Origin of the sequence: Vibrio sp. HI00D65 (assembly GCF_001635455.1) — a bacterium.
Classification (GTDB): Bacteria; Pseudomonadota; Gammaproteobacteria; order Enterobacterales; family Vibrionaceae; genus Vibrio.
The window spans coordinates 25,283-49,035 of the sequence record NZ_LWEH01000016.1 but is presented as its reverse complement, the minus strand read 5'-3'; the positions used below and the strand labels follow the sequence as shown (position 1 = coordinate 49,035).

The 23,753-nt window shown below is 45.1% G+C and carries 28 protein-coding genes and 1 riboswitch; of the genes, 14 read left to right on the top strand and 14 right to left on the bottom strand.

What is annotated here, in order from left to right; genetic code table 11:
* The first annotated feature begins 5 nt into the window (after positions 1-5).
* Complete coding sequence (locus A3712_RS05065; RefSeq protein ID WP_063522572.1) at positions 6-365, top strand: gamma-glutamylcyclotransferase family protein; 360 nt, start codon at positions 6-8, stop codon at positions 363-365.
* Positions 366-448: 83 nt separating this feature from the next.
* Here the strand turns inward: A3712_RS05065 and fbp are convergent, their stop codons facing one another.
* Positions 449-1,459: a class 1 fructose-bisphosphatase gene (gene fbp, locus A3712_RS05060; RefSeq protein ID WP_063522571.1), complete on the bottom strand. Its 1,011-nt coding sequence runs from the start codon at positions 1,457-1,459 to the stop codon at positions 449-451.
* A 275-nt stretch (positions 1,460-1,734) separates the two neighbouring features.
* Between fbp and mpl the strand changes: the two genes are divergently transcribed.
* The 5 genes from mpl (at position 1,735) to thiQ (ending at position 7,357) form a co-directional block, all read left to right on the top strand.
* Positions 1,735-3,093 (top strand): UDP-N-acetylmuramate:L-alanyl-gamma-D-glutamyl-meso-diaminopimelate ligase, encoded by a 1,359-nt coding sequence (mpl, locus tag A3712_RS05055; protein WP_063522570.1) that lies wholly within the window; start codon positions 1,735-1,737, stop codon positions 3,091-3,093.
* A gap of 38 nt (positions 3,094-3,131) precedes the next feature.
* Entirely contained in the window at positions 3,132-3,755 is a 624-nt protein-coding gene (locus tag A3712_RS05050; RefSeq protein WP_063522569.1) for a flavin prenyltransferase UbiX, read from the top strand.
* A gap of 43 nt (positions 3,756-3,798) precedes the next feature.
* Positions 3,799-3,918: riboswitch (TPP riboswitch) on the top strand.
* 53 nt (positions 3,919-3,971) lie between these two features.
* A complete protein-coding gene (gene thiB / locus A3712_RS05045) occupies positions 3,972-4,964 on the top strand; it encodes a thiamine ABC transporter substrate binding subunit (RefSeq protein WP_063522568.1) in 993 nt (330 codons plus the stop codon).
* Between the two features lie 82 nt (positions 4,965-5,046).
* A complete protein-coding gene (gene thiP, locus A3712_RS05040) occupies positions 5,047-6,642 on the top strand; it encodes a thiamine/thiamine pyrophosphate ABC transporter permease ThiP (RefSeq protein ID WP_063522567.1) in 1,596 nt (531 codons plus the stop codon).
* Between the two features lie 10 nt (positions 6,643-6,652).
* A complete protein-coding gene (gene thiQ, locus A3712_RS05035; RefSeq protein ID WP_063522602.1) occupies positions 6,653-7,357 on the top strand; it encodes a thiamine ABC transporter ATP-binding protein in 705 nt (234 codons plus the stop codon).
* A gap of 77 nt (positions 7,358-7,434) precedes the next feature.
* Here the strand turns inward: thiQ and yjgA are convergent, their stop codons facing one another.
* Positions 7,435-7,959: a ribosome biogenesis factor YjgA gene (yjgA, locus tag A3712_RS05030; protein ID WP_063522566.1), complete on the bottom strand. Its 525-nt coding sequence runs from the start codon at positions 7,957-7,959 to the stop codon at positions 7,435-7,437.
* Between the two features lie 118 nt (positions 7,960-8,077).
* On the opposite strand from yjgA, the gene pmbA reads away from it, so the two are divergent.
* Positions 8,078-9,421 carry a metalloprotease PmbA gene (gene pmbA / locus A3712_RS05025; protein ID WP_063522565.1) on the top strand — a complete coding sequence of 448 codons (1,344 nt, stop codon included), beginning with the start codon at positions 8,078-8,080 and terminating at the stop codon, positions 9,419-9,421.
* 95 nt (positions 9,422-9,516) lie between these two features.
* Here pmbA and mgtE read toward each other — a convergent pair whose 3' ends face one another.
* The 12 genes from mgtE to A3712_RS04965 all read right to left on the bottom strand — a co-directional run bounded on the left by mgtE (position 9,517) and on the right by A3712_RS04965 (position 18,788).
* Positions 9,517-10,872 (bottom strand): magnesium transporter, encoded by a 1,356-nt coding sequence (mgtE, locus tag A3712_RS05020; protein ID WP_004738711.1) that lies wholly within the window; start codon positions 10,870-10,872, stop codon positions 9,517-9,519.
* A 148-nt stretch (positions 10,873-11,020) separates the two neighbouring features.
* Complete coding sequence (locus A3712_RS05015) at positions 11,021-11,296, bottom strand: HPr family phosphocarrier protein (RefSeq protein WP_008220439.1); 276 nt, start codon at positions 11,294-11,296, stop codon at positions 11,021-11,023.
* Between the two features lie 8 nt (positions 11,297-11,304).
* The gene (gene rapZ, locus A3712_RS05010; RefSeq protein ID WP_063522564.1) at positions 11,305-12,168 is read right to left on the bottom strand and encodes an RNase adapter RapZ; all 864 of its coding nucleotides are present in this window, start codon (positions 12,166-12,168) and stop codon (positions 11,305-11,307) included.
* A gap of 1 nt (position 12,169) precedes the next feature.
* Positions 12,170-12,631, bottom strand: coding sequence for a PTS IIA-like nitrogen regulatory protein PtsN (ptsN, locus tag A3712_RS05005; RefSeq protein ID WP_004738707.1), 462 nt, complete (start codon positions 12,629-12,631; stop codon positions 12,170-12,172).
* Position 12,632: 1 nt separating this feature from the next.
* Positions 12,633-12,920 carry a ribosome hibernation promoting factor gene (gene hpf / locus A3712_RS05000; RefSeq protein ID WP_004738706.1) on the bottom strand — a complete coding sequence of 96 codons (288 nt, stop codon included), beginning with the start codon at positions 12,918-12,920 and terminating at the stop codon, positions 12,633-12,635.
* 61 nt (positions 12,921-12,981) lie between these two features.
* Positions 12,982-14,442, bottom strand: a complete 1,461-nt coding sequence (locus tag A3712_RS04995; protein ID WP_063522563.1) for an RNA polymerase factor sigma-54 — start codon at positions 14,440-14,442, stop codon at positions 12,982-12,984.
* Between the two features lie 54 nt (positions 14,443-14,496).
* A complete protein-coding gene (gene lptB, locus A3712_RS04990) occupies positions 14,497-15,222 on the bottom strand; it encodes an LPS export ABC transporter ATP-binding protein (protein ID WP_004738702.1) in 726 nt (241 codons plus the stop codon).
* A gap of 2 nt (positions 15,223-15,224) precedes the next feature.
* On the bottom strand, positions 15,225-15,719 hold the full coding sequence (gene lptA / locus A3712_RS04985) for a lipopolysaccharide transport periplasmic protein LptA (RefSeq protein WP_004738701.1): 495 nt from the start codon (positions 15,717-15,719) through the stop codon (positions 15,225-15,227).
* Positions 15,700-16,263, bottom strand: a complete 564-nt coding sequence (gene lptC, locus A3712_RS04980) for an LPS export ABC transporter periplasmic protein LptC (protein WP_063522562.1) — start codon at positions 16,261-16,263, stop codon at positions 15,700-15,702. The genes lptA and lptC overlap by 20 nt, the downstream gene beginning before the upstream one ends.
* Positions 16,260-16,817, bottom strand: a complete 558-nt coding sequence (gene kdsC, locus A3712_RS04975) for a 3-deoxy-manno-octulosonate-8-phosphatase KdsC (protein ID WP_063522561.1) — start codon at positions 16,815-16,817, stop codon at positions 16,260-16,262. The genes lptC and kdsC overlap by 4 nt, the downstream gene beginning before the upstream one ends.
* A complete protein-coding gene (gene kdsD, locus A3712_RS04970) occupies positions 16,817-17,788 on the bottom strand; it encodes an arabinose-5-phosphate isomerase KdsD (RefSeq protein ID WP_063522560.1) in 972 nt (323 codons plus the stop codon). The genes kdsC and kdsD overlap by 1 nt, the downstream gene beginning before the upstream one ends.
* Positions 17,789-17,822: 34 nt before the next feature.
* Positions 17,823-18,788, bottom strand: coding sequence for a calcium/sodium antiporter (locus tag A3712_RS04965; protein WP_008220425.1), 966 nt, complete (start codon positions 18,786-18,788; stop codon positions 17,823-17,825).
* 265 nt (positions 18,789-19,053) lie between these two features.
* Between A3712_RS04965 and mlaF the strand changes: the two genes are divergently transcribed.
* Genes mlaF through murA form a run of 7 tightly spaced genes read left to right on the top strand, consistent with a single transcriptional unit; the run spans position 19,054 to position 23,637 of the window.
* A complete protein-coding gene (mlaF, locus tag A3712_RS04960) occupies positions 19,054-19,848 on the top strand; it encodes a phospholipid ABC transporter ATP-binding protein MlaF (RefSeq protein WP_063522559.1) in 795 nt (264 codons plus the stop codon).
* A gap of 1 nt (position 19,849) precedes the next feature.
* On the top strand, positions 19,850-20,629 hold the full coding sequence (gene mlaE / locus A3712_RS04955) for a lipid asymmetry maintenance ABC transporter permease subunit MlaE (RefSeq protein ID WP_004738692.1): 780 nt from the start codon (positions 19,850-19,852) through the stop codon (positions 20,627-20,629).
* 2 nt (positions 20,630-20,631) lie between these two features.
* Positions 20,632-21,123, top strand: coding sequence for an outer membrane lipid asymmetry maintenance protein MlaD (gene mlaD, locus A3712_RS04950; protein WP_063522558.1), 492 nt, complete (start codon positions 20,632-20,634; stop codon positions 21,121-21,123).
* 49 nt (positions 21,124-21,172) lie between these two features.
* Positions 21,173-21,787 (top strand): ABC transporter substrate-binding protein, encoded by a 615-nt coding sequence (locus tag A3712_RS04945; protein WP_374955532.1) that lies wholly within the window; start codon positions 21,173-21,175, stop codon positions 21,785-21,787.
* Positions 21,787-22,095 carry an STAS domain-containing protein gene (locus tag A3712_RS04940; protein ID WP_063522557.1) on the top strand — a complete coding sequence of 103 codons (309 nt, stop codon included), beginning with the start codon at positions 21,787-21,789 and terminating at the stop codon, positions 22,093-22,095. Before A3712_RS04945 ends, A3712_RS04940 begins: the two co-directional genes overlap by 1 nt.
* 13 nt (positions 22,096-22,108) lie before the next feature.
* On the top strand, positions 22,109-22,363 hold the full coding sequence (gene ibaG / locus A3712_RS04935; protein WP_004738686.1) for a BolA family iron metabolism protein IbaG: 255 nt from the start codon (positions 22,109-22,111) through the stop codon (positions 22,361-22,363).
* An 8-nt stretch (positions 22,364-22,371) separates the two neighbouring features.
* Positions 22,372-23,637 carry a UDP-N-acetylglucosamine 1-carboxyvinyltransferase gene (gene murA / locus A3712_RS04930; protein WP_063522556.1) on the top strand — a complete coding sequence of 422 codons (1,266 nt, stop codon included), beginning with the start codon at positions 22,372-22,374 and terminating at the stop codon, positions 23,635-23,637.
* Positions 23,638-23,753: the final 116 nt, after the last annotated feature.

The following is a 23,753-nucleotide window of genomic DNA, read 5'->3' as shown; positions in this document are numbered from 1 at the left end:
GATTTATGAAGCATCTTGTTTTTGTGTATGGAACCTTGAGGCAAGGCCAATCCAATCACCATTATTTAAAGGGCTGTCAATTACTAGGTAGGTTTGATACTCCAGAGGAATATGCTCTTTTTGACCTAGATGTTTATCCCGCGATGATTTTTGGAGAGAAAAGTGTCGCAGGGGAGGTCTATTTGATTAACGACGAAGTTTTGGAGTCGCTCGATCGGCTAGAAGATGTGCCTATCGAGTATCGTCGTGAGCAAATAGAGACTATATTTGGATTAGCATGGGTATATTTGTATCAGCTTGATCTAACAGCTAATAAAGAAATATTTTCGGGGGACTGGTGTAAGCGGAACAGGGATTCCAATTAGCTAATCATCTAGCGAGACAACAAAAAGCCAGCATTTCGATGCTGGCTTTTTAATGAGATTAAGTTGCGAAAGAAACGAGAGGGTTACTCAGGATTCAGCTCAAGAAACTCTTCTACTTTACGTACCATATTCTTTGAACCAACAAAGAAAGGTATGCGCTGGTGTAGCTCAGTTGGTTTGATGTCCATGATACGCTGTACACCATCAGAAGCGATACCACCTGCTTGTTCCATGATGAAGGCAATAGGGTTACATTCATAAAGCAAACGCAGTTTACCTTGAGGGTGGCTTTCTGTACTTGGGTATAAGTAAATGCCGCCTTTTAGCAGGTTGCGGTGGAAATCTGATACCAGAGAACCAATGTAACGTGACGTGTAAGGGCGGTTATCACTTGGCTCGCTCTCCTGGCAGTACTTGATGTATTTCTTCACACCCGTTGGGAAGCGAATGTAGTTACCTTCGTTGATCGAGTAGATCTTACCTTCGTCTGGAATCATCATGTTTTCATGAGATAAACAGAAAGTGCCCAGAGATGGGTCGTAGGTGAAACCATTTACGCCAGCACCAGTTGTATAAACCAGCATGGTTGAAGAACCGTAAATCACGTAACCGGCAGCTACCTGTTTGTGACCTGGTTGTAGGAAGTCTTCTTGAGTCGGTGGTGTTCCGATTGGAGATACACGGCGGTAGATAGAGAAAATCGTACCAACCGATACGTTTACATCGATATTTGAAGAGCCATCTAGTGGATCCATCAGCACGACGTATTTTGCGTTTTTGTTGAGCTCTTTATTGAAGGCAACCGCTTCGTCTTCTTCTTCACTTGCTACACCACAAACTTGGTCACGAGCTTCTAGAGCCGCTTTAAATTTGTCGTTCGCATAAAGGTCTAGCTTCTGCTGCTCTTCACCTTGAACGTTGTCTGTACCAACAGCGCCAGTAATGTCGACAAGACCTGCTTTGTTTATTTCACGGTTAACAATTTTTGCAGCAAGACGAATTGATGACAAAAGGGATGATAGATCACCACTTGCATGGGGAAAGTCACTCTGTTTCTCAACAATGAACTCACCAAGGGTGCGCATCTCAGACATGTTATTTCCTTAAACTTCTCTGAATATTAGGGGGGGGGGATTTGAGCACCATAGAATTTGCCTCTTAAGCGGGCTTTATTCATCTAGACGCTTACCTAAATTCTAAGGCTTAGATCTTTTTAATGGTAATGAACTAAGCGACACAGATCTCACTTACTATGTCGACTCAAATTGTTTTGCATTGCCGCTCGCTTTTAATCTTCATTTAATGATAATGAGTACAAGCCGTTTTAATTAGGCACTGTTTATATTAGCCAAGCGTTTGGAAGCAATTTATGCATATTCATATCTTAGGAATTTGTGGCACCTTCATGGGCGGTGCTGCGGTATTGGCTCGTCAATTAGGTCACAAGGTTACCGGTAGTGACACGAATGTTTATCCTCCAATGAGTACTTTGTTGGAGTCGCAAGGGATTGAAATTATTGAAGGGTTCGACCCAAGCCAACTAGAGCCTAGGCCTGACCTGGTGGTTATCGGTAATGCCATGAGTCGTGGTAACCCATGTGTTGAGTATGTCTTGGATAACAACCTTAGATACACATCTGGTCCACAATGGCTGCAAGAGTTCTTACTGCACGACCGTTGGGTTCTTGCGGTGTCCGGTACTCACGGTAAAACCACAACTTCCAGCATGCTGGCTTGGGTTTTAGAAGACTGCGGTTATGCCCCAGGCTTCTTGGTTGGTGGGGTGCTAGGTAACTTTGGTATCTCTGCTCGCCTAGGTGACAGCATGTTCTTCGTCGTAGAAGCCGACGAATATGACAGTGCTTTTTTCGACAAACGCTCTAAGTTCGTTCATTACCACCCAAGAACCTTGGTGATAAATAACCTTGAGTTCGATCATGCAGATATCTTTGACGATCTTGAAGCTATCAAACGTCAATTCCACCATTTAGTGCGAACTGTGCCTGGCAATGGTCGTATTTTCTCACCCAAGCAAGATACCGCTATTCAAGATGTTTTATCACGTGGCTGTTGGAGCGAGACAGAATCGAGTGGCGAAGCGGGCGATTGGGATGCCAAAAAGCTAGTTAAAGATGGCTCTCAATTTGAAGTTTACTTCCAAGGTGAGTGTGTTGGTACGGTAGATTGGGACCTGGTTGGTGATCACAACGTCAACAATGCTCTTATGGCGATTGCTGCGGCAAGGCATGTGGGAGTGACACCAGATTTAGCGTGCGAATCGTTGGCTAAATTCATCAATACTAAACGTCGTCTAGAATTTAAAGGCGAGGTCGCTGGTGTGTCTGTTTATGATGATTTTGCGCATCACCCAACGGCGATTGAACTTACGCTCGGCGGTTTACGTAATAAGGTCGACTCGAAAAAAATCATTGCCGTTTTAGAGCCTCGTTCCGCCACCATGAAGCGTGGTGTGCATAAAGAAACTTTGGCTGATTCGCTCAAACAAGCGGATTCCACCTACTTATTCCAGCCGGACAACATTGATTGGTCGGTACAGGATGTCGCGGATGCTTGTCACCAGCCTGCACATGTTAGTGATGATATGGATGTATTTGTTGCTAAAATTGTCTCAGAGGCGCAAGCGGGCGACCAAATTCTGGTAATGAGTAATGGTGGCTTTGGTGGTATTCACCAGAAACTGTTGGATGCGTTAGCTCTTAAAGGTTAATCCAATCCACGACCTTATAATTTGAAGTAACTGAGAACATGACAAAACACGATAAAGCGATAACTCTTGCCTTCACTGGCGCATCTGGTGCGCCTTACGGACTGCGTTTGCTTGAATGCTTGTTGGCAGCAGACTATCAGGTCTACCTGTTGATTTCCTCGGCAGCGCGAGTGGTGTTGGCAACAGAGCATGAGCTCAAGTTATCTGCCGGGCCGGATGCGGCAAAGCAAGCCTTGGTTAAGCACTTGTGCTGCGATCCAGAAAAGTTGGTGGTGTGCGGAAAAGATGACTGGTTCTCTCCTGTAGCATCAGGTTCTGCAGCGCCGAAGCAGATGGTGGTTTGTCCATGTTCTGCGGGCAGTTTGGCATCGATAGCCCATGGGTTATCGGACAACCTGATTGAGCGCGCAGCAGATGTGGTGATGAAAGAGCGAGGCCAGCTGCTATTGGTGGTTCGTGAAACGCCATTCTCAACACTACACCTAGAGAACATGCACAAGTTGTCGACGATGGGCGTGACCATCATGCCAGCTGCTCCGGGTTTTTATCACCAGCCTAAGTCAATAGAAGACTTAGTCGATTTTATGGTGGCGCGCATTCTGGACCATCTAGCTATTGACCAAGGTTTAGTGCCTAGATGGGGCTATGATCAACGTAATTGATCCAAACTTGATAGCTTATTGTTAAAAATCGAATTACAATTCCGGACACTCATCGGGGAGCAAACCATTCAAATAATGAATGCGAGCTGAGATCAAGCAGGTGCTTGGGACCCGTAAACCTGAACCAGATAATGCTGGCGTAGGAATTGAGTTAGGAACAACCTCTATCGTTATCCTCCCTCAAACCTGTGCCGCTCAGACCATGGAGAGCGTCCAGTGAAATTCACATTAACTACCCTTGCTGTTACTACAGCGATCTCTTTTTCTGCCTTTGCTGCAGACGATACGTTAACCGTATACACCTATGACTCTTTTGCTGCTGATTGGGGGCCTCGTCCTGCTGTAGAGAAAGCATTTGAAGAAAAGTGTGGCTGTGATGTGAATTTTGTTGCGCTCGAAGATGGCGTATCTATTCTTAACCGTTTACGTCTTGAAGGTGGCAACAGCAAAGCTGACATCGTTCTGGGCTTAGACAATAATCTGATGGCTGAAGCGAAAGCGACTGGTTTACTGGCTGAGCACAATGTTGACACATCATCAGTAACACTGCCAAATGGCTGGGACGATAATACATTTGTACCTTATGACTTTGGCTACTTCGCTTTTGTCTACAACACAGAGAAGCTAGCAAACCCACCGAAAAGTCTGAAAGAGTTGGTTGAGCAACGTGAAGACCTGAAGGTTATCTACCAAGATCCACGGACATCGACACCTGGCCAAGGCATGATGCTTTGGATGAAATCGGTGTACGGTGATGAAGCGACAGCGGCTTGGAAGAAGCTAGCTCAGAAAACGGTGACGGTAACTAAAGGCTGGTCTGAAGCTTACTCTATGTTCCTAGAGGGTGAATCTGATCTAGTATTGTCTTACACCACTTCTCCGGCTTACCACATCATTGCAGAGAACGATTCTAAGTACGCAGCTGCGAACTTTGAAGAGGGGCATTACACTCAAGTGGAAGTCGCTGCAAAGGTCAAAGGCAGTAAGAATGAAAAGCTTGCTGATGAGTTTATGGCGTTTATCCTAAGTGATGAATTCCAATCTGCGATGCCAACAGGCAACTGGATGTACCCAGTGACAGATGTTGAGCTACCTAAAGGTTTCGAACAACTGACGGTACCTCAGCAAGCGTTAAGCTTTAGCTCTGAAGAGATCGCCGAGAAGCGTAAGCCTTGGATTCGTGAATGGCAGAGTGCACTTACTTTTTAATTTACTTTTAACAGAATGAGCGACCTGTATTTAAATCCATTCTTTACGTTTGGAATGGACTTTTTACGGTAATAATCAATTTATGATAAAGAAAACGCCTAAGGTCGGTATTTGGGTCGCGATACTCATTACCTCCTTCGTGGTTTCAGCAGTAGGGGCATTGCTTAGCAATGCCCCTTCTCTTGATATCAGCCAAGTATGGTCCGATCCCTATTATTGGCATGTAACGAAGTTCAGCTTTTATCAAGCGACACTCTCAACGGTACTGAGTGTTGGTTTTGCTATACCTATTGCACACGCCCTGTGTCGCAGACAGTTTTTTGGGCGAGCGCTACTGTTAAGGCTTTTTGCGTCGACTCTTGTTCTGCCTGTGTTAGTCGGTGTATTTGGCTTGCTGGCGATTTACGGTAACAGTGGGCGGTTAGCTAAATTCTTGGCGAACTTCGATATTGAGCTCCCATTCTCGATTTATGGCTTGAATGGTATTTTGTTGGCACACGTCTTCTTCAATCTGCCTTATGCCTGTCGCTTACTTTTGCAAGCGTTAGATACCGTGCCTGCTGAGCAACACAAGTTATGCGCGCATTTAGGCATGAGTCATTGGAATAAATTCAGATGGGTTGAATGGCCTCGCTTAAGACAACAGTTACCCCATGTATGTGGCTTAGTCTTCATGCTGTGCTTTACCAGCTTTGCAACTGTGATGGCGCTAGGTGGTGGTCCGAAATCAACCACTATCGAGCTTGCTATTTATCAGGCGATTAAGTTCGACTTTGATCTGCAAGCAGGGGCTTTGCTGGCGATATGGCAAATGCTTTTATGTGGCGTGTTAGCGGTGAGTATTCAGCGCCTATCTAAGCCTATCTCAGTGACCGCGAGTCAGCTGTCGGAAGAGAAGTATTTGGTTAAGGACAGCTGGTGGTCAAAAGCTTGGGATAGCTTTTGGATCATCATAGTCTCAATACTCGTATTACCGCCACTGTTGATGGTGCTTGTTAGTGGTATTAACGCTCAGGCATTGACTGTACTGAGTAGTGAGCCGTTTTGGGCGGCGTTGATGACTTCGGTAAGAGTCGCTTTATTGGCGAGTGTTATTGCAGTCGGTATAGGTATCGCGATATTGCTCACCAGTCGTGCATGGCGCTTGCAAAACAAGACGATCAGAGCTGATAAGATCGAGTTGATCGGCACTATGATCTTGGTGACGCCGGGATTAGTGATCAGCACAGGTATCTTCTTATTGTTACGTTCATTTACCGATGTGTTCAGTTTGGCTTTCTTTATTGTGATTGCTGTAAATAGCCTAATGGCGCTGCCTTATGTGATTAAGACACTCGCCCAACCTATGTTGCATCTGTCTCAGCAATATCAATATGTGTGTGCCAGTTTGGGTATGACCGGCTTTACTCGCTTTAGGTTAGTGGAGTGGCGTGCATTGCGTAAACCGATGGCGCAGGCTTTCTCTATCAGCTTTATGTTGGCGATGGGCGATCTAAGCGCGATTGCCTTGTTTGGTAGCCAAGACTTTAGAACCTTGCCTTTGTATCTATTCCAATTATTAGGTAGCTATCAAATGGAAGCAGCGGCAGTGGTGTCAGTGAGTCTACTGTTGTTGAGTGTTGGCAGTTTTAGCCTGATTGAATTTTTGTTTACTCGAAGCTCAAAGCTAAAGAGTTAAGGGACCGATGATGTTAGTGATGAAAGGTGTGGATTACCACTATCACCAAGAGTTGTTTAGTTTTGATTTCCAAGCAGAGCAGGGCGATATTGTTGCTCTAATGGGACCAAGTGGCGCGGGTAAATCAACCCTGCTGGCTTTAGTGGCGGGCTTTATTGAGCCGACATCCGGAGAGATCTCTGTCGCCGGGCAATCGCTGATTGGTAAAGAAGCGCATCAGCGCCCATTGGCAATGTTGTTTCAAGAGCATAACCTGTTTGCTCATCTCACGGTGCGTGAAAACATTGGCTTAGGATTACACCCAGGCTTAAAGCTTACTGCAACCCAAAAGCAAGCGGTGGAGCAAGCGGCTGCCCAAGTTGGCGTCGCTGAGTATTTGGATAGGTTGCCTGAACAGTTATCTGGTGGTCAGCGTCAGCGTGTCGCATTAGCACGTTGTTTCGTTCAACCTCACGATATTTGGTTACTTGATGAACCATTCTCGGCGCTGGATCCGTTACTACGAGAAGAGATGCTTTGCCTTGTGAAACGGCTAGCTGCAGAACGCAATATTACTGTTTTGATGGTGACGCACCATTTAGGTGATGCGCGTAGTATTGCGAATAAGTTTGTGTTCGTTGCGTTGGGTAAGGTGTTAGTCGAGGACTCGATAGAAATGCTAACGGTTGACCACCCGCAGTCAGAGTTGAGCTCATTTGTAAGAGCTGGTGAGTAGTACTCAATTGCCAATAGAATCAAAAAAACCTAGCGTGTGCTAGGTCTTTTTTTAGTAACTGATAAAGCGATGACGGATTAGTCTTCTTGTTTTAGCTCTTTCAGGATTTGGAAGACCTCACGGAAAGCCTTTGCTGGCTTGTTTGCTTTCTTCTCTTTGTTAGCTTGGCGAGCAAGTTGACGAAGACGTTGACGGTCTGCTTCAGGGTACATCTCCATGACTTCTGAAATAGCAGCATCACCTTCTTCAACGATACGGTCACGCAGTTGCTCAAGCTTGTGCAGCTCTGCTGTTGCTTGTGAGTGTTTGTTACGTACCTTGTCCAATGCCGCTTGAATCGGCTCTGGGTCGATGTTACGCATGATCTTACCAATGTATTGAAGTTGGCGACGTTTTGCTTCGTTCTTAAAGCGTTGTGCGTCTTTAATCGCGAGTGCCAAATCTTCAGACAGAGGGAATTTCTCTAATACTGATGGCTTTAGGGTAACAAGTTCTTCCCCTAGTTTCTGTAGGGCTTCCATGTCCGTTTTCATTTCGGTTTTACTTACCCAGATGATTTCTTCTTCTGGTTCCCATGGAGCTTTTTGGTTTTTGCGAGCCATCTTTTCTGCCTATGTCACTATCTCAAACGAATATATTGCCTATTTTAGCAAGAATCTTGGGGAGAAAGCGAAATTCTTGTTATCCTATGTAATATTGACCTACAAAATTAGAATAGATATGGATGTAAAACAGCAAGTCGCCCAGCAAAGAGTTGATCTAGAAGCCGCAGTTGCAAAAGCGTTGGACATGGCCTCTGTGAGTGCCGACGCCGCTGAGGTCGCTATTACTAAGTCAACGGGTTTGAGTGTTTCAACACGCATGTGTGAAGTGGAAAACGTTGAATTTAATAGTGATGGTGCGCTAGGCATTACTGTTTATCGCGGCCAGAAAAAAGGCAGTGCATCTACATCTGATCTGAGTGAAAAAGCGATTGCTCAAACGGTCGCAGCGGCACTCGATATCGCTCAGTACACCTCAGAAGATCCGTTCGCAGGCCCTGCAGCAAAAGAATACATGGTGAAAGAGATTCCTGACTTGGACCTTTTCCACCCTGATGAACCGAACCCAGACTACGCGGCTGAGATAGCGATTGCAGCTGAGAAACAAGCGCTATCTTACAGCGATAAAATCAAACAAAGCGATGGTGCAAGCTACGACAGTCATTACGGTGTTAAGGTCTATGGTAACAGCCATGGCCTGCTAGCAAGCTATGCATCAAGCCGCCATAGCACGAGCTGTTGCTTGATTGGTGAGGGTGCTAATGGTGAAATGGAACGTGACTACAGCTATACCGTTGCACGTCACCGCGATGAGTTATGGACGCCTGAACGAGTAGGTCAAGAAGCAGCAGAAAAGACGATTAGCCGTTTAGATGCGAAAAAGCTAGCAACAGGTCAATACCCGATCATGTTCGCCAATGATGTGGCGACTGGCCTTGTTGGTCATCTAGTGATGGCGATCAGTGGTGGTAACCTATACCGCAAAGCGTCTTTTCTATTGGATCATCTAGGTCAGAAAATCTTGCCTGATTGGTTCAACATCTCTGAGCGCCCTCATATCTTACGCGGTTTGGCATCTAGCCCATTTGATAGTGAAGGTGTGCTTACTCAAGATCGTGAAATCATCACTGATGGTGTACTCGCAACTTACCTACTAACGAGTTACGCAGCACGTAAAATGGATATGAGTCCGACGGGTCATGCTGGTGGTATTCATAACTGGTTCGTTAAATCGACAGGCCAAAACTTTGAGCAGATGCTTAAAGAGTTGGGCACAGGTTTCCTCGTAACTGAAGTGATGGGCCAAGGCGTGAATACCGTAACGGGTGATTACTCTCGTGGTGCGGCAGGTTTCTGGGTTGAGAATGGAGAAATCCAATACCCAGTATCGGAAGTGACGATCGCGGGTAACCTAAAAGACATGTTCAATCAGATCGTTGCAGTTGGTAACGATGTTGAAACACGCTCTCAAATTCAAACGGGTTCTATCCTGCTTGAGTCTATGAAAGTGGCAGGCGAGTAATTCACTTAACGCCAGATTGATGAACTAAAAAAGGGAGCCGATGGCTCCCTTTTTGTATTCAGTGTTTCACTGTTAAAGCGGTTTATGGCTGTAACTTAGATAAGTATGGTCGCTAGGCCCAAGAACACCGATAGGCCAATAACATCGGTTACTGTGGTCAGTGCCATACCACCGGCTAATGCTGGGTCGATATTCATCTTCTTCAGCATCACAGGAATGGTTACACCGGCGATACCAGCCACTATCAAGTTGGTCATCATTGCGGCTGAGATGATGCCTCCCAGTATCCAGTTGCCTTTCCAAGCTACCACAATACCACCAATGATAACGGCCCATAAAACGCCGTTGAGGAAGCCGATAGCCGCTTCTTTGAATAGTAGTTCGCGTTTGTTACTGTCACCGATGTGACCAAGTGCTAAACCACGAATCACTAGAGCAACGGTTTGGTTGCCAGCAACACCACCCATCGACGGTACAATCGTCATCAGAACCGCAATCGCAGCCATTTGGTCGAGCGTTGCTTCAAACATGTTGGAAACAGATGCTGCAGCAAGCGCTGCTAGAACGTTAGCACCAAGCCATACGCTACGACGACGAGCCGATTTTACGACCGGTGCGAAGGTATCTTCGTCATCATCCATACCCGCCATACTCATCATTGAGTGTTCGGCATCTTCACGGATAACATCAACCACGTCATCGATGGTGATACGACCAACGAGATGTTGGTTGCTGTCGACAACCGGTGCTGAAACCCAGTTACGACGTTCAAATAAGCTTGCGATATCTGAAGCGCTGGTCTCTACAGAGATGGCTTCATCTGCATCGTCCATCACTTCTGAAACTGCGATATCAGGCTGAGTCGTAATCAGTGTCGTCAGTGACAAATTACCAATAAGGCGCTCTTCTTCATCAATGACATACAGAGCATCGGTTGCATCAGGCAGTTCGCCACGCATACGCAAATAACGCAGTACAACATCAACATCGACATCACCACGAATCGTGATTACGTCGGTATTCATGATCGCACCAGCAGAGTCTTCTGGGTACGACAGGGCGGTTTCAACTAGTGCACGATCGGCGGAGTCCATTTGAGAAAGGACTTCGCGGGAAACATCGTCAGGTAGACTTCGAAGTACGTACGCGACGTCATCCGTTTCCATGCCTTCGGTTGCTTCGGCCAAGGTCTCTGGGGCCATCTTTGACACAAGAGCATCTTTGACGTCTTCGTTTAGTTCATCAAGAATTTCACCGTAGTCTTCTGGATCGGTGAGTTGCCAAAGTACGTCACGACTTTTGCGAGGGGAGGCTTCTAAAAGGTGTGCAATATCCTCAGGCTCCATGTCCTGAAGTTGTCGGCGTACGTGTACAAATCGGCCGTTTTCTAGGGCTTCGCTGACTTCTTGGAGGGTTTGGTGAGCTTGGTCGAATTCTAATTGCTCTGCCATATTTTCCTCCTATCTCATTATTCTTACAATGCTTGGAATAGTAACTTAATTCTAGGGCTTATTTAAATCATAAACTTAGGTAGAACTAAGATTTAATATAGGTTGGTTCACCGTTTGAGTTTACGTCGTTGTGAGTAAGGCGTTTTGGCTACTCACCTTCATCAAATTTATCTTCGATAAGGTGGCAAACGGCATCAAGTGCTTGTTGTGAATCAGTCCCGGAAGCTTGAATCGTGATGTGTTGTCCCTGTGCGGATTCCAGCATCAATAGTCCCATCACGCTGTCTGCGGTAGCACTTTTATCTTCTTCACTATGAATTGTGATAGTGGCATCAAAGCTTTGTGCAAGCTCAACCAACTTTACGGCCGCTCTAGCGTGAAGACCCAAGCGGTTTTGGATCAGTACAGTTCGAGTTAATTCCATGGTTAGCCCTATTGGTGCTTCTCTAGAGAGGCATGTCTGATTTGAACTTGATGACCAAGTTGTTCGAAGTATTCGCCAATTTTCTGCGTTAGATACACTGAGCGGTGCTTACCACCAGTGCAACCAATGGCTACCGTTAGGTAACTGCGATTGTTTTTCTCTAACATTGGTAGCCACTGCTCAACAAAGCCTTGAATCTGTTGTTTGAGTTCAATCACTTCTTGATGCTGCTCTAGGAAAGAGTGAATCGGAGCATCAAGGCCTGTCATTGGTCGTAAGTCAGGTTTCCAGTGAGGGTTTGGTAAGAAGCGAACGTCAAACACGTAGTCGGCATCGCTTGGCAGACCAAATTTAAAGCCGAAAGATTGAAAGACGATGATTAGCTCTTGTTTCTCTTTGCCTTCGACTTTAAAGCGCACTTTTTCACTCAACTCGTAGAGGTTGCAGTCACTGCTATCAATCACAATGCTGGCTTGTTCTGCTAGAGGGCTGAGAAGCGTCTTTTCTAAATCAATTGCCTGTTCCAGAGAGAGTTTCTCCTGGCCAATTGATAAAGGGTGGATTCTGCGAGTTTCGCTGTAGCGCTTGAGGAGCGTCTGCTTACTGGCATCGAGGAACAATACATCAACATCGATGTTGGTAGCGGACTCGAGTTGCTCAAGCGTGTCGGTGACTAACTGAGGCTCTTTCGGTAGGTTACGTATATCAATGCTTACCGCAACGTTTTGGTTGCTTTCGCATACCGATTCGACAAAGTTGTTGAGCAGGTTTACCGGCAGATTATCGACACAGTAATACCCCAAGTCTTCTAGGACTCGTAATGCAACACTTTTACCGGCCCCTGATTGGCCACTAACCACGATTAATCGCATGTTATTGCTCGCAAGTTGGCACTTGAATCATGATGTCGTAAAGCTCTTGATCGCTCTGAGCATTGCGCAGCTGTTTAAGAGTCTGCTTGTCGTTTAGTCGTTCTGCCATACAAGAAAGGGTTTTTAGATGCTCTTTACATTGTTCACTAGGAACCAGTAGAGCAAATAGTAGGTCGACAGGACGATTATCAATCGCATCAAATTCGATCGGATCTTGGCATTGCAGTAATACAGCTATCGCTTTATCACTGACATTCATACGAGCATGGGGAATGGCGATACCATTACCAATACCGGTACTGCCCATCTTCTCGCGGCTCAACATGCATTCGAATAGCTCTGTTGAATCTTGACCACAGCTCTCTGCTGCGATTTGACTGATGAGCTCAAGAGCTCTTTTTTTGCTTGTGCATTGGACTGCACTTTTGGTGCAGTCCAATGAAAGTACTTCGCTTAATTGCATGTTAATGACTACTTAGCTTTTCTTTGTGCTTGTTGAGTTGGCGTACGAGTTTATCAACCAACGCATCAATCGCAGCATACATGCTTTCATCTGTTGCTGTTGCGTGAATCTCGCCTTGGTTTACGTGAAGGGTCGCTTCTGCAATTTGATTGATTTTCTCAACTTTTAAAACAACCTGAACACTATTGATATGATCAAAGAAGCGTTCAAGCTTGTCGAATTTGGTGTGAACATAGTCTTGCATTGAATCGGTAAGATCAACGTGATGGCCTTGAATATTGATTTGCATAGACTTTCCTTTTCGGTTGGTGCCCGATAATAGCGATTGAGTTAAGAGTGACTCAATGAGCTTATAGTAGGCGTTTACGCTGACTCGATGGGGCAATGCCCAGAGACTCACGGTATTTCGCTATCGTACGTCTAGCTACCTGAATTCCTTGGTCAGCCAGTAAAGCAGCTATCTTGCTATCACTAAGAGGCTTAGCGGTATTTTCTGCCGCGACAAGCTTCTTAATGAGTGCTCGAATTGCTGTCGATGAACATTCACCGCCATTGTCAGTACTGACATGGCTCGAGAAAAAGTATTTCAGTTCGAAGATGCCACGAGGCGTATGCATGAATTTTTGAGTCGTCACACGAGAGATCGTGGATTCGTGCATATCAACGGCTAAAGCAACATCGTTGAGTACCATTGGCTTCATCGCTTCTTCGCCATGTTCGAAGAAATCGCGCTGATGTTCAACAATGCATCGCGCAACTTTGAGTAGCGTCTCATTTCGGCTTTCTAAGCTTTTGATTAACCACTTCGCCTCTTGCAAGTTCGAGCGAATGTACTGGTTATCGGTGCTGTTGCCTTTACTGCCTAAGTCAGCATATTGCTGATTGACTTTCAGCTTTGGTACACTGTCAGGGTTTATGCTCACTAACCATTTACCTAGGTCTTTAAATACCGACACATCAGGAACCACATATTCGGTTTCGTCTGGCGTAATCTTGCTGCCAGGTCGTGGGTCCAGTTGTTGAATGAGCTGCAGAACCTCACGTAGCTCTGCTTCTTTCAACTTGGTTTCCTTGATCACGAGTTTGTAATCACGGTTACCGAGTTGGTCGATATGGCTAGTAAGTACTAGCTTAGCCTCTTCAAGCCAAGGCGTGTCTTGTGGGAAAGTTGCCAGTTGTAGCAGTAAGCAATCTTGAAGATTTAGTGAACCAACACCCAATGGGTCAAACTGTTGGATTCTTTTGCGCACTGCTTCGATCTCATCAAGCTCAATGTCTTCACTGTCGAAATTTTCAAGGATGTCTTCACAAGATACGGTGAGGTAGCCATAGTCATCAATGGCATCGATTAGCGCGAATGCAATGCTGCGGTCTGTTTCTGTGAAGGGGGTGAGGTCGAGTTGCCAAAGCAGGTAATCGTGCAGGCTTTGGGTGGTTACACCTTGATAGACAGGCATGTCGTCATCGATAGCAATACCAGTGTTACCTGTATTTGCGCTGTAGACATCTTCCCAAGTTGTGTCGATCTCGAGCTCGTTACCAATCTCTGATTTTTCGATTAAGTCTGAGCTGTCAGGTAAGTCTTGCTCTGCGGCTTCAACTGTTTCTTTCTCGTCACTGCTAGGCTTTTCTTCCGATGATGGCGTTTCTTCATTGCCTTCTTCGACATCGAGTAGTGGGTTAGATTCAAGTGCTTCTTGGATCTCTTGTTGCAAATCTAAAGTAGACAATTGCAACAAACGAATCGCTTGCTGCAATTGAGGAGTCATTGCTAATTGTTGGCCTAGCTTAAGTTGTAATGAGGGTTTCATTCAGTGTTACTTACCTAGTTATTATTCTTAGAACTCTCGATACTCTCTATATAATCATAGACGGAATTGTTCGCCTAGATAAACTTGTTTAACTTGTTCGTTATTGAGAACATCTTCAGGAGTACCCTCTGCGATCAGGTGCCCTTGGCTCACGATGTAGGCCTTTTCACACACGTCTAATGTTTCACGAACGTTGTGGTCGGTAATCAAAACACCCAAACCGCGATCGCGCAGGTGTTCGATGATTTTCTTGATATCGATAACAGATATCGGATCAACACCAGCAAATGGTTCATCTAGCAAGATGAACTGGGGGTTTGCTGCAAGAGCGCGAGCGATTTCAACACGTCGACGCTCACCACCCGATAGGGCCATACCATTACTGTGACGGATATGCTGAATGTGGAACTCTTCTAGCAGGTCTTCTAGCTTATCCTGACGCTGTTCATTGGTCATCTCATCACGGGTCTGTAAAACGGCCATGATGTTGTTCTCTACAGACAGCTTACGGAAGATTGATGCTTCCTGAGGCAGATAACCAATACCAAGGCGTGAACGGCTATGCATTGGCAAGATACTAATATCTCGGTCATCAATGCTGATAGTACCTTCGTCACGAGCAACCAAGCCTACAATCATGTAGAAGGATGTCGTTTTTCCGGCACCATTAGGACCAAGCAAACCGACGATTTGGCCTGACTCAACCTGTAGGCTTACGTCAGTCACTACTTTACGTTTGCTGTATGTTTTCGCTAGGTTTTGCGCTTTAAGAACGGCCATGGCTACTTATTCACTTCCGTTGGTTGTAAAACCGTTGATACTCGTTTGTTCTCACCACTGTCAGCGACTAGCTTCTGGGAGCCAATCTGGTAAGTGATTTTAGAGCCACGGATGATACTGCCATCTTGAGATAGCATTGCATTCTTGGTCATGATCAGTTTGTCGGCAACAAGCTGGTAATGCAGGTCGTCCGCTTCACCGTAGAGCGTCTTTCCGTCATCAGTCAGCTGAGAGAAGGTCGCCGGTTTTCCGAAGCCTTGAATCTCTTCAATTTCACCGTTTACGGCGTTGCGGGTAACAATAACCTTATCCGCATTGATATTGATGCTGCCTTGTTTAAGGTTTACATCACCAATGAAGGTTACTTGGTTACTTTTCATATCCAATTGCTGGCTGTCTGAGTCAATGTAGACAGGTTGCTCGCTATCAGAAGATAGGGCGTAGACATTTGGTGCCGCAAGAGTCAAAGCGAATAAACTAAGGTGTAAGAGTTTCATATCTACCTTGAACAGAATTAAAGAGAGTCGCATTGTTGGTACCGAAGTTACCTTTTATTGCTTGGCCCTCATTTTCAAAAAATGTACCGATCATATGGACCGGAGTATCTGAATAAAAATCTCGGCTTTTTAGCTCAATAACCATTTTGTCTGTGGTCATTGTATCGAAGCTTGCCTCTGGCAGTAGATTCTTTGCCACAACGTTGTCATAAAAAGTGACAACTTGATTTTCATCCATAATCGCGCGATCAGCGGTGACTTGCCATTCAATTGTGTGTCCTTCTCGGAAGACCGAAAGAACAGGGTTTTGAAAGTGCGTGTCGCCAACCACTGAGAAGTGTTCTAAATATGTCGACTCAACTTGGTAGCTGCGAATACCTGACTCATCGTAACTGATGTTGTTTAGACTGTTGCCGCTAAAAGCAGGTAGCTCTAAATTTGGAGCCACTTGTATCGTCGATGTTTGCTCTTTGTCGAACAAGTAGTAGGTCGACCAAGAGGCAATAAATATAAGTATTAAATAGATAATACGAGTAAAACTCATATGCTTAAACCTTTGTGCACGTCGAGTTCATTTCTTGCTTGTAAAATCAGGTCGCAGACTTCACGAACTGCACCATGACCACCGTTGATGGTTGTCACGTAGTTTGCTCGCTGTGCGAGTAGCGGGTGACCATCTGCCACACAAACCTTTAAGCCAACTTTTTCCATTACCGGCCAGTCGATGAGATCGTCGCCGATATAACCTGTATTCTCAGGGGCAACTGAAAGCTTATCGCAAATATCTTGGTAAGCCTTAACTTTATCGTCTTGGCCTTGATAAATAAGTTTGATACCGAGAGCCGTCATTCGATTCTCAACAATCTGAGACTTGCGACCTGTGATGATTGCGATTTCAATGCCCGCGTTCATCAGTGATTTGATGCCGTAACCGTCACGAGTGTGAAAGGTTTTTAGCTCTTCACCATTGTTGCCCATGTAGATGCGGCCATCAGAGAACACGCCATCTACATCGCAAATTAGGAGTTTGATGTCTTTTGCGATTGCAAAAACATCTGAGTCAACAGTGCCGTATAGAGTTTCGACTTTCTGTGTCATTACATTACTCCAGCTTTCAATAAATCATGCATGTTTAGAGCACCAACTAGTTTGCCATCTTGGCATAGCATCAAGCCATTGATACTTTTGGCTTGCATTAAGTTTAAACCTTCAACAGCAAGCATGTTTGGATCGGCAACGGTAGGATTTAGCGTCATCACATTGCCAATTTGAGTACTATGGATATCAACGCGTTTATCCAAGATGCGGCGCAAATCACCATCGGTAAAAATACCAGCCATTTGGCCACCCTGATCTACGATGGCTGTCATGCCCAAGCCTTTCTGAGATATCTCTAGTAAAGCATCTCTTACTAATGCATCCGGAGCGACAATAGGGAGTGCATCTCCCGTGTGCATGATGTCCTCCAGTTTCAATAGTAGCTGACGACCTAAAGCGCCACCTGGATGAGATAGGGCAAAGTCTTGAGCTGTGAAGCCTCGAGCTTGTAAAAGTGCGACGGCTAATGCATCCCCCATCACTAAGGTAGCTGTTGTGCTGGTTGTTGGTGCTAAGCCTAGCGGACACGCTTCTTCCGGCACAGAAATTTGTAAATGGATGTCAGACAAGGTCGCCATATTCGACGCAGGTTTACCTGTCATGCTGATGATCTTGATGTTCAAACGCTTCAACACTGGGAACAGGCTAAGGATTTCACCTGACTCACCTGAGTTCGATATGGCAATCACAATATCGCCCGGTTCGATCATGCCTAAGTCGCCATGTGCTGCTTCACCTGGGTGTACAAAGAAAGCTGATGTGCCAGTACTTGCTAGCGTTGCTGCGATTTTGTTGCCAATATGGCCTGATTTACCCATACCCATTACAACCACTTTACCCTTGTTGTTTAGGATTAGGTCGCAAGCTTTGCAAAAATCATAATTAAAATATTGGTCCAATTGAGTGAGACCTGCAACTTCAGTTTCCAAAACTTGTTTGGCAACACTGCGATAATCAAATGGCTGAGACATCAAATACTCCAAGTACGGAAAGTTAAGTCAGCAATTAAGCCGACATGTTCATTAGTAGGTAGCTTTGGTAAGCCACAAACGTCACGATTAGCACGCCACCTTCAATACGATTCACACTACGCGATTTACCTAGCGCCATCACAACAAGTAGCAGAGATACACCTAGCATGACCCAGAAGTCACGACCCATCGCAAATTCGCTCAAGATAGAAGGATTTAGGATACCAGGAATACCCATGACAGCCAGAATGTTGAATACGTTTGAGCCAATGATGTTACCCACCGCCATATCGTCTTCGCCTTTCATTACACCAGCAAGTGATGCAGCAAGCTCAGGTAGGCTAGTACCAACAGCAATAATGGTTAAACCGATAACAAGGTCGCTCATACCGAAGAACTTAGCGATGATCACGGCATTATCAACCAGCATATCAGCAGCTAAAGGAAGAATGATTAGACCAATTACAACCCACATTGCAGCTTTCGGGTTACTTACGCCCTCAGGAATCTCTGATTCTTGTTCATCAAGAAACGCATCGCCGTTCTTTTTCTCACTGCGGCTGATTTGCAGCATGGCAAACAAAAACGCGCCGAACAGAACAAATAACAATACGCCTTCGTAGAAACCTAAGTGGTTATCCCAAAGTAGTGCGCCAGCTAGTAAAGTGACACCAATCATGAGTGGTAGTTCACGACGAATCACAGCTGAGCTGATTGATAGTGGCTTGATTAGCGCAGTGATACCTAAAATTAGCGCGATGTTGGCGATGTTTGAGCCTAGAACATTACCGACTGCGGTATCTGTTTTGCCATCAAGTGCAGCCGTTGCAGAAACCATCATTTCAGGAGCTGAAGAGCCCATTGCAAGAATCGTCATACCGATAACTAATGGTGAGATACCGAAGTTGCGAGCAAGAGCTGCGGCGCCGTAAACCAGTTTATCTGCACTCCACACCAAAAAACCCAGACCGATAATAAGAAACGCAATCGCTTCAAGCATGATGATTCCTAAAAAATTAATAAAAAACGGAGAATTAACCGCTAATTTTGACCTGTTGGTAGGTAAAAGGGAAGTCACTCGGCAAATTAATTACCAGTTAGTCACCAAGAAAGAGAGCTGAATGGATAATTTTCTAATGCTTTCAGATCCCTGCATACATTCCTGTTTAATATAAATTAATTGAACAGTGCTTTTAATTCTAAAGTAGACTCATTATTATTGCAGCCATAATTGGCGTTTTTTAAAGCAAGGAAACTACAAGAGTATGTCGAATACTGAACTTGTAAAAGTTAAGAGCCTTAGCTTCTCACGCGGTGATCGCGTTATTTTTGACGACATCAGTTTAGAGGTGCCTCAAGGCAAAATAACCGCAATCATGGGGCCATCGGGGATCGGTAAAACAACTTTACTGCGTTTGATTGGTGGGCAGTTGCCCCCAGATAGTGGTGAAGTTTGGTTTGATGGCGACAACATTCCGACCTTATCTCGTCGAAAGCTATATCAAGCACGTAAAAAAATGAGCATGCTTTTCCAATCGGGTGCACTTTTTACGGATCTCAATGTGTTTGATAATGTGGCGTTTCCACTACGTGAGCACACTGAACTTAACGAAAAACTCATTCGTACTATCGTGTTACTTAAACTTGAGGCGGTAGGGTTACGTGGAGCTGCTCAGCTAATGCCAAGTGAGTTGTCTGGCGGAATGGCAAGGCGTGCCGCACTGGCGCGTGCTATTGCACTCGATCCCGAACTGATCATGTACGATGAACCCTTTGTGGGGCAAGACCCTATTACAATGGGTGTATTGGTAGAGCTTATTCGTAACCTCAATCAAGCGTTGGGCTTGACGTCTATCGTCGTTTCTCACGATGTTCCTGAGGTGATGAGTATCGCTGATTGGGTTTACTTACTCGCAGATGGCAAAATCATTGCGGCAGGGTCACCGGAAAAGTTGTACAACAATGACGATCCGAGAGTGCAGCAATTTTTGCAAGGTGAGGCGGATGGCCCTGTGCCATTTAGGTTCCCAGCGCAAAGTCTTGAAAAGGATTTGTTTTAATATGATTGGTAAAACTATTGCAGGTGTCGGTAAGCGAACACTTGCGATCTGTGAGTCATTTGGTCGAGCAAGCTTGATGTTATTCGGGGCTTTGTTTGGCATCCCGCGACTAAAAAACTTCCCTTTATTGGTAAAACAACTTTATAGCGTCGGCGTTCAGTCATTGGCTATTATTTTAGTTTCGGGCTTATTCATTGGCATGGTGTTGAGCCTACAAGGTTATGTCGTGTTAATTGATTATGGCGCTGAGGGCAACCTTGGCCAAATGGTCGCGCTTTCATTGTTACGTGAACTTGGCCCTGTGGTCACCGCATTGCTGTTTGCAGGTCGCGCTGGTTCAGCGCTGACGGCTGAAATCGGTTTGATGAAAGCAACGGAGCAGATATCCAGTTTAGAAATGATGGCGGTAGACCCTCTAAAGCGCATTATCGCACCACGCTTGTGGGCTGGACTTATCTCTATGCCTCTACTGGCGATGATCTTTATGGCGGTCGGAATTTGGGGCGGCCAGTTAGTCGGTGTTGATTGGAAAGGCATTGATCACGGCAGCTTTTGGTCTGCGATGCAGTCTTCTGTTGAGCTAGGTCGAGATATCGGTAACAGCATGATCAAATGCATGGTCTTTGCTATCACCGTAACTTGGATTGCTCTTTTCAATGGTTATGATGCGGTACCGACTTCAGAAGGTATTAGTCAAGCAACCACACGTACAGTAGTACACTCTTCTCTAGCGGTATTAGGGCTAGATTTTGTTCTTACCGCATTGATGTTTGGGAATTAATCATGCAACAAACTCGAAAGTTAGAATTATGGGTCGGCACATTTGTTATAGCCGGAATTTGCGCAATCTTAATCATGATCTTTCAAGTCGCTGACGTAAAAGGGCTGGGTTCAAACCATACTTACAATCTAAAAGCGACTTTTGACAACATTGGTAGCCTAAAAGTTCGTTCTCCAGTGAAGGTTGGTGGCGTGGTTGTTGGTCGTGTTAAAAGCATTGAACTTGATACCGAGAGCTACCTGCCTGTGGTTGAAATGTCTATTGATGCAAAGTACTCACATTTTCCTGATACCTCTAGTGCTAAAATCTTAACGTCAGGCTTAATCGGTGAGCAGTACATCAGTTTAGTTCCCGGCTTCATTTTTGACGATGAAGAGATGTTGGTTGATGGTGATTCGATTGAAGACACTAAATCTGCATTGGTACTAGAAGACTTGATTGGCCAAGTGCTGTATAGCGTTGGCGGATCTGATGACAATAAAGCTGAGGAATAAGACGATGTTAAAAATGATGAGTCACTTGAAAATAGGGTTTGTCGCTGTAATGGCTTTGTTGATTTCTACTCAAGCTTTTGCTGATGCGACTATTGATAAAACGCAGCCTTACCAAATGATGACACAAGTTAGTGAGATAGCATTTGAGCGTTTGAAGAGCGAGCAAGACAATATCCACAAAGACCCAGAATTACTCAAGGTGATCGTGGAAGAAGAGTTGATGCCTTATGTTAATGCTCAATATGCAGCACTTAAGTTGCTGGGGCCAAACTTGAAAGGCGCGGATAGAAAAGATGTGCGTGTATTTATCGATGCATTTCGTAAATACCTAGTCTCTTCATACGCACAAGTGTTAACTCAATACACGGACCAAACCATCGAATTTGGCCCGGAACCAAAAATCAAAGCCGACAGCCGTATCACCAGTATCAAGGTTGATATCATTGATACGCCAAGACCTAACATCAAAATTGAATTCAAACTCCGTAAAGACAAAAAGTCTGGCGAGTGGAAAGCATTTGATATGGTTGCGGAAGGGATTAGCTTACTGTCGAGCAAGCAATCAGAGTGGAATACTAAGATTCGTCAAGACGGTATCTTAGCGGTTGCTGGCGAGCTAGAGAAACTGGCTGCACAGCCTATTCGCTTTGAGAGTAATAAATAATGAGCCAATCTCAATGGCAAGCGCTAAGCTCTAGAGAGTATCAGCTTCTCGGAGATATCGACCGAGACAGCGTTCCTGCAATCTGGTGTATATTGGAAAAGTGGCAAACAACGGAATCGATCGTTGAAATTGACCTTAGCCATATAAATCGAGTCGATTCAGCAGGAATGGTTATGCTAATTCACTTATTAGAGCATGCAAAAAATCAAAACTGTCATATAATGCTCAGTTTCGTGCCAGAACAATTACGAACGTTGTTCCAATTGAGCAATATCCAGCCAATGATGGCAGAACACATAAAAAATTAGGCAGGAGCTATTTGTGGACAGCACAAAAGTACAAGAATTATTAGCAGAGGCACTTAACCTTCAAGAGATTATCGTGAAAGGTGAAGGCAGTCATTACGAAGTTGTTGCGGTTGATCCATGTTTTGATGGCATGAATCGAGTTAAGAAGCAGCAACTAATCTACGGCCCACTAATGGAATACATTCAACGCAATGATATCCATGCTCTTTCTATCAAGGCATTCACGCCGGAAGAGTGGGAACGTGATAAGAAACTGATGTCACTTTAAGGTTTATGATGGAAAAGTTTCGAGTTATTGGATCATACAAGCCGCTAAGCGGTGAAGTGACGATCTCTGGCGCAAAAAACGCAGCGCTACCAATCCTATTTGCTTCAATTCTTGCTGAAGAGCCAGTAGAAGTAAGTAACGTTCCTCACCTACGTGACATCGATACGACGATGGAACTGCTAAAGCGTTTAGGCGCGAAAGTATCACGTAATGGTAGCGTTCACGTTGATGGCAGCGAAATTAATGAATTTTGTGCGCCTTACGATTTAGTAAAAACAATGCGTGCTTCTATCTGGGCTTTAGGTCCTCTAGTTGCTCGTTTTGGTGAAGGCCAAGTGTCACTTCCTGGCGGTTGTGCAATTGGTGCTCGCCCTGTTGATCTGCATATCCATGGCTTACAGCAACTAGGTGCAACCATTACATTGGAAGATGGTTATGTGAAAGCAAGTGTTGATGGCCGTCTGAAAGGCGCACACATCGTGATGGATAAAGTAAGCGTGGGCGCTACGATTACTATCATGTGTGCAGCAACACTTGCAGAAGGTAAAACAGTATTAGATAACTCAGCGCGTGAGCCTGAGATTGTTGACACGGCAGATTTCCTTAACAAACTGGGTGCGAAGATTTCTGGCGCAGGTACAGATACAATTACTATCGAAGGTGTTGAACGCCTTGGTGGTGGTCATCACTCTGTGGTTGCAGACCGTATTGAAACGGGTACTTTCCTTGTTGCTGCTGCGGTTTCTGGCGGTAAAGTTGTTTGTCGTAACACTAACGCTCATCTTCTTGAAGCTGCCCTAGCGAAGCTTGAAGAAGCGGGTGCGAAGGTTGAAACGGGCGAAGACTGGATTAGTCTTGATATGACAGGTCGTGAGCTTAAAGCAGTGAAAATTGTAACGGCACCTCACCCTGGCTTCCCAACTGACATGCAAGCTCAGTTTACTCTGCTAAACATGATGGCGAAGGGCAGTGGCGTGATCACTGAAACTATCTTCGAAAACCGATTCATGCATATTCCTGAACTTCAGCGAATGGGTGCAAAAGCGGAGATTGAAGGTAATACAGCTATCTGTGGTGAAACCGAGCAGTTGAGTGGCGCTCAAGTAATGGCAACGGATCTTCGTGCATCTGCGAGCCTTGTTATTGCTGGTTGTATCGCACAAGGCGAAACCATCGTTGACCGTATTTATCACATCGATCGTGGCTACGATAAGATTGAAGATAAGCTTTCAGCACTAGGCGCAAACATTACCCGATTTCGAGACTCGAACTAACTTAGGTTAGTCAATTCATGAATCAGTAAAATGAAAACACAAAAGTCGGAACCTTGGTTTCGGCTTTTTTATATTTGTATTTATCGCAAGTGCATCTTTTTGCTTATTATAAAGTG

What these genes read in the sequence shown, in the direction of transcription:
- A3712_RS05065 (WP_063522572.1), top strand. Translation starts at nt 6, where the DNA reads ATGAAGCATCTTGTTTTTGTGTATGGAACCTTGAGGCAAGGCCAATCC.
- fbp (WP_063522571.1), bottom strand. Translation starts at nt 1,459, where the DNA reads ATGTCTGAGATGCGCACCCTTGGTGAGTTCATTGTTGAGAAACAGAGT.
- mpl (WP_063522570.1), top strand. Translation starts at nt 1,735, where the DNA reads ATGCATATTCATATCTTAGGAATTTGTGGCACCTTCATGGGCGGTGCT.
- A3712_RS05050 (WP_063522569.1), top strand. Translation starts at nt 3,132, where the DNA reads ATGACAAAACACGATAAAGCGATAACTCTTGCCTTCACTGGCGCATCT.
- thiP (WP_063522567.1), top strand. Translation starts at nt 5,047, where the DNA reads ATGATAAAGAAAACGCCTAAGGTCGGTATTTGGGTCGCGATACTCATT.
- thiQ (WP_063522602.1), top strand. Translation starts at nt 6,653, where the DNA reads ATGTTAGTGATGAAAGGTGTGGATTACCACTATCACCAAGAGTTGTTT.
- yjgA (WP_063522566.1), bottom strand. Translation starts at nt 7,959, where the DNA reads ATGGCTCGCAAAAACCAAAAAGCTCCATGGGAACCAGAAGAAGAAATC.
- pmbA (WP_063522565.1), top strand. Translation starts at nt 8,078, where the DNA reads ATGGATGTAAAACAGCAAGTCGCCCAGCAAAGAGTTGATCTAGAAGCC.
- mgtE (WP_004738711.1), bottom strand. Translation starts at nt 10,872, where the DNA reads ATGGCAGAGCAATTAGAATTCGACCAAGCTCACCAAACCCTCCAAGAA.
- A3712_RS05015 (WP_008220439.1), bottom strand. Translation starts at nt 11,296, where the DNA reads ATGGAATTAACTCGAACTGTACTGATCCAAAACCGCTTGGGTCTTCAC.
- rapZ (WP_063522564.1), bottom strand. Translation starts at nt 12,168, where the DNA reads ATGCGATTAATCGTGGTTAGTGGCCAATCAGGGGCCGGTAAAAGTGTT.
- ptsN (WP_004738707.1), bottom strand. Translation starts at nt 12,631, where the DNA reads ATGCAATTAAGCGAAGTACTTTCATTGGACTGCACCAAAAGTGCAGTC.
- hpf (WP_004738706.1), bottom strand. Translation starts at nt 12,920, where the DNA reads ATGCAAATCAATATTCAAGGCCATCACGTTGATCTTACCGATTCAATG.
- A3712_RS04995 (WP_063522563.1), bottom strand. Translation starts at nt 14,442, where the DNA reads ATGAAACCCTCATTACAACTTAAGCTAGGCCAACAATTAGCAATGACT.
- lptB (WP_004738702.1), bottom strand. Translation starts at nt 15,222, where the DNA reads ATGGCCGTTCTTAAAGCGCAAAACCTAGCGAAAACATACAGCAAACGT.
- lptA (WP_004738701.1), bottom strand. Translation starts at nt 15,719, where the DNA reads ATGAAACTCTTACACCTTAGTTTATTCGCTTTGACTCTTGCGGCACCA.
- lptC (WP_063522562.1), bottom strand. Translation starts at nt 16,263, where the DNA reads ATGAGTTTTACTCGTATTATCTATTTAATACTTATATTTATTGCCTCT.
- kdsC (WP_063522561.1), bottom strand. Translation starts at nt 16,817, where the DNA reads ATGACACAGAAAGTCGAAACTCTATACGGCACTGTTGACTCAGATGTT.
- kdsD (WP_063522560.1), bottom strand. Translation starts at nt 17,788, where the DNA reads ATGTCTCAGCCATTTGATTATCGCAGTGTTGCCAAACAAGTTTTGGAA.
- A3712_RS04965 (WP_008220425.1), bottom strand. Translation starts at nt 18,788, where the DNA reads ATGCTTGAAGCGATTGCGTTTCTTATTATCGGTCTGGGTTTTTTGGTG.
- mlaF (WP_063522559.1), top strand. Translation starts at nt 19,054, where the DNA reads ATGTCGAATACTGAACTTGTAAAAGTTAAGAGCCTTAGCTTCTCACGC.
- mlaE (WP_004738692.1), top strand. Translation starts at nt 19,850, where the DNA reads ATGATTGGTAAAACTATTGCAGGTGTCGGTAAGCGAACACTTGCGATC.
- mlaD (WP_063522558.1), top strand. Translation starts at nt 20,632, where the DNA reads ATGCAACAAACTCGAAAGTTAGAATTATGGGTCGGCACATTTGTTATA.
- A3712_RS04945 (WP_374955532.1), top strand. Translation starts at nt 21,173, where the DNA reads ATGGCTTTGTTGATTTCTACTCAAGCTTTTGCTGATGCGACTATTGAT.
- A3712_RS04940 (WP_063522557.1), top strand. Translation starts at nt 21,787, where the DNA reads ATGAGCCAATCTCAATGGCAAGCGCTAAGCTCTAGAGAGTATCAGCTT.
- murA (WP_063522556.1), top strand. Translation starts at nt 22,372, where the DNA reads ATGGAAAAGTTTCGAGTTATTGGATCATACAAGCCGCTAAGCGGTGAA.